The 6,588-nt window shown below is 70.1% G+C and carries 3 protein-coding genes and 1 pseudogene; all 4 read right to left on the bottom strand.

Annotation, left to right across the window (positions count from 1 at the left end):
- Positions 1–1,579 (bottom strand): catalase (locus tag ACNFOC_RS48765; protein WP_416965434.1); only part of this gene is annotated, 1,579 nt, incomplete at its 3' end.
- Positions 1,580–1,674: 95 nt separating this feature from the next.
- Positions 1,675–3,766, bottom strand: a pseudogene (locus ACNFOC_RS48760) (SpoIIE family protein phosphatase).
- A 289-nt stretch (positions 3,767–4,055) separates the two neighbouring features.
- A complete protein-coding gene (gene fomD, locus ACNFOC_RS48755; RefSeq protein ID WP_416965433.1) occupies positions 4,056–4,748 on the bottom strand; it encodes a cytidylyl-2-hydroxypropylphosphonate hydrolase in 693 nt (230 codons plus the stop codon).
- A gap of 72 nt (positions 4,749–4,820) precedes the next feature.
- A complete protein-coding gene (locus ACNFOC_RS48750; RefSeq protein ID WP_416965432.1) occupies positions 4,821–6,224 on the bottom strand; it encodes a class II fumarate hydratase in 1,404 nt (467 codons plus the stop codon).
- Between the last annotated feature and the right edge of the window lie 364 nt (positions 6,225–6,588).

Raw genomic sequence — 6,588 nt, 5'->3', positions numbered from 1 at the left:
TCGGGCGCGGCTGGGTAGCGAGCGCGTTGTCCTCGTACGCGGACGGGCGGATCACCCCGAGGCCGGGCGGGTTGGCGAAGCGGGTGGCGTGCCGGGTGACGTCGTGGTTGGAGAGGACCCAGGAGGCGAAGTTCGCGGCGATCCGGTCGCCGAGTTCCTTGTCGACGTTGTGCCAGTACTGGAGGGCGCGGTCGAGGACCGAGCGGGAGACGTCGGCCTTCAGGTGGCCGCTGACGTTCGCCACGAGGCGGTCGCGGGCCGCGTCGTCGAGGACCTCGCGGACCATTGTGCCCGCCTGGCCGAAGTCGTCGTCCTCACGGTGCAACTTCGTTGCCTCGCGCACGAGTTCACCGGCCGTCTGCCAGCTCGCCGGGTCGCCGAACTGCCCGTAGTCGGCCGCGGGGCCGCCGTAGGAGTTCGGGGCGTACGGCCGCGCCGCGTTGGACGCCTCGTACCGCATCGGGCCGTCCTTGGCGTACGAGTTGACCGGGGAGTGCGGCCGATTGGGCGGCAGCTGGGCGTAGTTGGGGCCGATCCGGTACCGGTGGGTGTCCGGGTAGGAGAACAGCCGGCCCAGCAGCATCTTGTCCGGCGAGGGGCCGATGCCCGGTACCAGGTTCGAGGGCTCGAAGGCGGCCTGCTCGATGTGGACGAAGTAGTCCTCGGGGTTGCGGTTCAGGGTCATGCGGCCGACGTCGATCAGCGGGTAGTCCCCGTGCGGCCAGACCTTCGTCAGGTCGAAGGGGTTGAAGCGGTAGTCCGCCGCGTCCTCGAACGGCATGATCTGGACCTTCAGGGACCAGCTCGGCGCGTTCCCGGACTCGATCGACTCGTGCAGGTCGCGGCGGTGCTTGTCGCCGTCGGATCCGGCCAGCTCGTCGGCCTCGGCCTGCGTGAGGTACTCGATGCCCTGGTCGGTCTTGAAGTGGTACTTCACCCAGAACCGCTCACCGGCGCCGTTGATCCACATGTAGGTGTGGGAGCTGTAGCCGTTCATGTGGCGGTAGGTCTTCGGGATGCCCCGGTCGCCCATCAGCCAGGTCACCTGGTGCGCCGACTCGGGGGAGAGGGTCCAGAAGTCCCACTGCATGTCGTTGCTGCGCAGCCCGGTCACCGGATGCCGCTTCTGCGAGCGGATGAAGTCCTGGAACTTGATGGTGTCCCGGACGAAGAAGACCGGGGTGTTGTTGCCCACCATGTCGTAATTGCCGTGTTCCGTATAGAACTTGAGGGCGAAGCCGCGCGGGTCGCGCCAGGTGTCGGGCGAGCCCTGCTCACCGGCGACGGTGGAGAACCGGGCCAGCATCTCGGTGCGTTTGCCCGGCTGGAAGAGGTCGGCCCGGGTGAACTGGCTGACGTCGTTGGTGACTTCGAAGAAGCCGTACGCGCCGCTGCCCTTGGCGTGCACCACCCGCTCGGGGACCCGTTCCCGGTTGAACTGGGCCATCTTCTCGATGAGGTAGTGGTCCTGGAGCAGGATCGGGCCGTCGGGCCCGACGGTGAGCGAGTGCTCGTCGCTCTCCACCGGGATGCCGACGTTGTTCGTGGTGTACGGAGTGTGCTGGGGTGCCTGCGTCACGAGCGTCCTCCTGTCAGAGAGAGTAGGTCGCTTCTGCTTCGCGTACCCCAGCAGTCAACTCCGACGCCACGACGTCGGCAACATTTGGACGGGGTCTAATTTCGGTTCAGTTCGAACCAGACCACCTTCCCGGTGCTCAGCCGGGTGGCTCCCCACCGACGGGCCAGTCTGTTGACCAGATACAGCCCGCGTCCGCCCTCGTCCGTGGCCCGTGCCTGCCGCAGGCGCGGCAGCTGGGGCACGTCGTCGCCGACCTCGCAGCGCAGCACGTCGGTCCGCAGCAGCCGGAGCGTGACCGGCCGCGACGCGTACCGTACGGCGTTCGTCACGACCTCGCTGACCAGCAGTTCCACGGAGTCGCTCATGTCCTCCATGCCCCAGCGGGCCAGCGCGCGCCGGGCCAGCCGGCGGGCCTGGCCGGGGGCCGAGTCCTCCGGGTCGAGGAACCAGTACGCCACGTCGCTGGGCGCGATCCCGTCGAAGCGGGCGGCGAGCAGCGCGATGTCGTCGTCCCGGTCACCCGGGCCGAGCATGTCGAGCACCTCGTCGCACAGGGCTTCGAGGGGCGGCGGGTGATCAGGTCCGGTGAGCTGCGCGACCGCGGCGAGCTTCTCGCGCAGCTGCTCTATCCCGGTCCAGACGTCCCGCAGCCGCGACTCGACGAGCCCGTCCGTGTAGAGGAGGAGGGTCGCTCCCGCAGGCGCGTCCAGCTCTACGGCCTCGAAGTCGACGCCGCCGACACCGATCGGGGCGCCGGGCGGCACTCGCAGGACCTCGGCCCGGCCGCCCAGGTGCAGCAGCACCGGCGGCGGGTGTCCCGCGTTGGCGATGGTGATGCGGTGCGAGACCGGGTCGTAGACCGCGTAGAGGCAGGTCGCCATGCGGTCGGTGCCCAGGCGCTGGGCCTGTTCGTCGAGGTGGTGCAGGACCTCCTGCGGGGGCAGGTCGAGACCGGCCAACGTCTGTGCGGTGGTGCGGAGTTGGCCCATGATCGCGGCCGAGGTCATGGAGTGGCCCATGACGTCGCCGACGACCAGGGCGACCCGGCTGCCGGGCAGCGGGATCGCGTCGTACCAGTCGCCGCCGACGCGTGCCGTCTCGGCGGCCGGGAGGTACCGGGACGCCAGCCGTACGCCGGTGGGGCGCGGGAGGGTCTCGGGGAGCATGGTGCGCTGGAGCTCGTCGGCGATGTACGCCTCACGGCCGTAGAGCACCGCCTTGTCGATGCCCAGGGCGCTGTGCGTGGCGAGTTGGGCGGCGACCAAGAGGTCGTCGGCCTCGAACGCCATGCGCTCGGGGCGGCGCAGGAAGAGCGCGGCGCCGATCACCCGGCGCCGGCCGCGCAGCGGCGCGAGGATCGCGCGCTGACCGGCGGGGACGATCAACTCGCCGCCCTCACCGAGGAGTTCCGGCAGCGCGGCGCGCGGCGGGAGAGTCGGCGAAGACGGGACGTACGCCCCGCAGCACCTCGTTGAGCGCACCGCCGGGCCGCACCTCGCACAACTCCGCGGTGACCGCCGACAGTTCGGAGGGCTGCTCCGGCTGTATCGCGGGCATGAAGCCGTTCTCCGTGTCCCGCTCCTCCGGGATGCGGTCGGTACGGCGCAGGCGCAGCACGACGGGACCCGTGGGCCGCTCGTCGCCCACGGGCAGCGGGTCGCGCAGATAGACGAGGATCGCGTCCGAGAACGTCGGCACGGTCGCCCGGCACAGCCCCATGACGATCTCGTCGAGGTCGATGCCGCGGGCGATCCGCCGGGTCGCGGCGCCCACGAAGCGCAGCCGGTCCCCGTCCCGCCGCATCGGCATGGGACCGGCGGGCGGCAGCCCCTGTCCCGTACGGCGCTCCTTGGCGGCGGCGTCGGAGACCTCGCCGACGCCCGGCTGGGCCGGGATGCCGTCGGGTGCGGGGCGCGGGCGGTGGGCGTCGGGTTCGGCGGCCGAGGGCTGGGAGTGCTCGGAGCCACCTGCGGTGTCGGGCTTCACAGGGGTACCTGCCGGGTCCTTCCCCTTGGCGCGGGACGTGCTCGTACCCGGCGCCGAGGACGGCTCGCCGGTGCGTGCCTGTGCCGGTAAGCCGGCTCCACCGGACGGCCTGGACGGCGTCGGGGTGTGCAGGAGCGCCCCGCGGGGGTCTGCGGGGTCGGCGCCGCCGGGGCGCTCGAAGGAGGTGGGGTGCTCCGTCACGCGTGTCGAATCCGTCCGTCCGGGACCGCACGCCGCGCGTGCGGATCGTCCCGCTGAAATGCCGATACCCGGAATACGTGCCCCAGGAACGGAATTCCCGCGTGGTCAGAGGCTGTTCCTGTGTCACCGGCGGACCGGCGGCCCGGTCCGGTGGTGCCCTGATACCCCTCGCTCACGTCCTGCCGCCCCTCGGTGACGTCTGGTCAGTCCCGGTGCATACCCCGGGAGTTGTCTGTTGCCCTTGCGGAGGACGATCCTACGGTTGAGGACCGGGGGCGCATCAAGGGTCTCATGTGGACATGTGCGCGGGGGTGCGGTCCCAGTCCTCCGGAAGTGAAGGTACAGCCCAGGACGGATCTGGGCGCCAGTGCTGCCAGCCGTCCGCGAACGGAGCCCCCCACGCGCGGATCGTCTCGACCGCCGACCAGCCCGCTTCCCGTACCCGCTCGGCGAGTTGGGGATCCATCAGCCCGTCCCGCTGGGCCTGCGCGAACTCGTCCTCGTCGAGCCAGCGCCAACTGCGGTCCGGGTGGACGGAGATGTCCAGGAAGTGATCCACCGAGTCGACTCCGCCGTCCCAACGGAGCTGCGGTTCCTCAAGGTTCACGTACCAGTTCTTGAACCGCCATCCGGGTTCCCAGAAAAGCCACACCGACCAGGGCTCACCGGGCCGCGCCAGCTTCAGCACACCCGTGCCGAACCAGTGGTCGCGCTGGACCGTGCGCGGCTTCGTGTACCGGGTCTCCAACGGCTCCCCGTGCACCGACGTACCGTCCGCGAGTACCGGCTTCACACACTCGGTGCCGGGCGCCATCCAGACGGCGAGCAGTTCCTCGTCGTCGCGGACGACCGTGACGGGCCGGGCGATGTGGAAACGGTTGCCCGCGTTCTCCCGGTAGCGCCACAGGATCTGACTCCCGGGCGCCCAGAAGGCCGTAGACGTACCCGCTTCCACCGCTCGCACCGCTCCACCGTCTGCCATGAACAGATATTAGGTGCCCCGGGCATACGACGCTGCGGTGCGCGTCACGGTTCGCGCCATGGCGACAATTGGTTACGGACGCGTCATCCGCAGGACATCAAGGGCCTCGTCGAGCTGCGCGACGGTCAGGTCACCGCGCTCCACATAGCCGTTCTCCAGCACGACTTGGCGGATCGTCTTCCGTTCCGCGAGCGCCTTCTTGGCGACCTTGGCGGCCTCCTCGTACCCGATGTACTTGTTGAGCGGAGTGACCACGGACGGCGAGGACTCGGCGTATTCGCGCGCACGCTCCCGGTGAGCGACGATCCCCTCGACGGTCCGATCGGCAAGCAGCCGCGAGACGTTGGCGAGCAGCCGAATCGACTCGAGAACGTTCTTGGCGATCACGGGCAGCATCACATTGAGCTCGAAGTTGCCCGCGGCCCCGGCGGTGGCGACGGTCGCGTCGTTCCCGACGACCTGCGCGGCGACCATCAGCACGGCCTCCGGAATCACCGGATTGACCTTGCCGGGCATGATCGACGACCCCGGCTGAAGATCGGGCAGCGAGATCTCCGACAGCCCGGTCCGCGGCCCGGACGCCATCCACCGCAGATCGTTCGCGATCTTCGTCAGTCCTACGGCGATGGTCCGCAGCTGCCCGCTGGTCTCGACGATCCCGTCCCGGGCACCCTGCGCCTCGAAGTGGTCCCGCGCCTCGGTCAACGGCAGCCCGGTGACCAGCGCGACCTCGGCGATCACGGCGGCGGAGAACCCGGGCGGGGTGTTGATCCCGGTCCCGACGGCGGTCCCGCCGAGAGGCAGCTCCGCGAGCCGGGGCAGCGAGGCCTGCAACCGCTCGACGCCGTAACGCACCTGCGCCGAGTACCCGCCGAACTCCTGCCCCAGCGTCACCGGCGTGGCGTCCATCAGGTGGGTCCGCCCGGACTTCACCACGTCGGCGAACTCGACGGACTTGCGCGACAGCGCGCTCGCGAGATGCTCCAGGGCGGGGATCAGGTCGTGGATGACGGCACCGGTGGCCGCGATGTGGATGGAGGACGGGAAGACGTCGTTGGACGACTGCGAGGCGTTGACGTGGTCGTTCGGGTGGACGTCCCTGCCGAGCCGCTCGGTCGCGAGGGTGGCGATCACCTCGTTGGTGTTCATGTTGGACGAGGTCCCGGACCCGGTCTGGAACACGTCGATGGGAAAGTGCTCGTCCCACTTCCCGCCGGCGACCTCACGCGCGGCTTCCTGGATCGCCTCCGCGATGTCTTTGTCCAGTACGCCGAGTTCGGCGTTCACCTTCGCGGCGGCACCCTTGATGCGGGCCAGCGCCTCGATGTGGGCGCGCTCGATCGGCTGCCCCGAGATCGGGAAGTTCTCCACCGCCCGCTGGGTCTGCGCCCGCCATTTCGCGTCGACCGGGACACGTACCTCCCCCATCGAATCGTGCTCGATACGGAACGGACCCACTGTCTGACCGTCGGCCATCGCCGATCACCTCCTGTGGGGGACAGCATCGCGGACACGTCCCGTGTTCCCACCTCAGCGGATGGAAACGGAGTGTCCCGGCTCAGCGGCCGGGCCCGGCGCACACAGGCTTCCCGCCCACCTCGGCACAGGCCTGAGCCCCGCGCCGCCGTGACCGTCCGAGCGGTGGCCCGGGTACTGGCAGGAGGCGACGTGCCAGCAGGCCACGTGTCCCGGGACGCCACCCATCGCAGGCGGCACCCTGTTCAGCCCAGGCCGGCTACATCCAGCCCGTCCGGCGTTTGAGGACGAGGCCGTTCAGGCCGAAGGGGGTCTGGGGCGCAGCCCCAGCGGGGTGAAAGGGGCAGAGCCCGTGGGGATGGGA

The sequence above is a fragment of the Streptomyces colwelliae genome, from assembly GCF_048158785.1.
Classification (GTDB): domain Bacteria; phylum Actinomycetota; class Actinomycetes; order Streptomycetales; family Streptomycetaceae; genus Streptomyces.
Note: the sequence above shows the minus strand (reverse complement) of the source record. Positions and strands in the feature narration are given on the sequence as shown.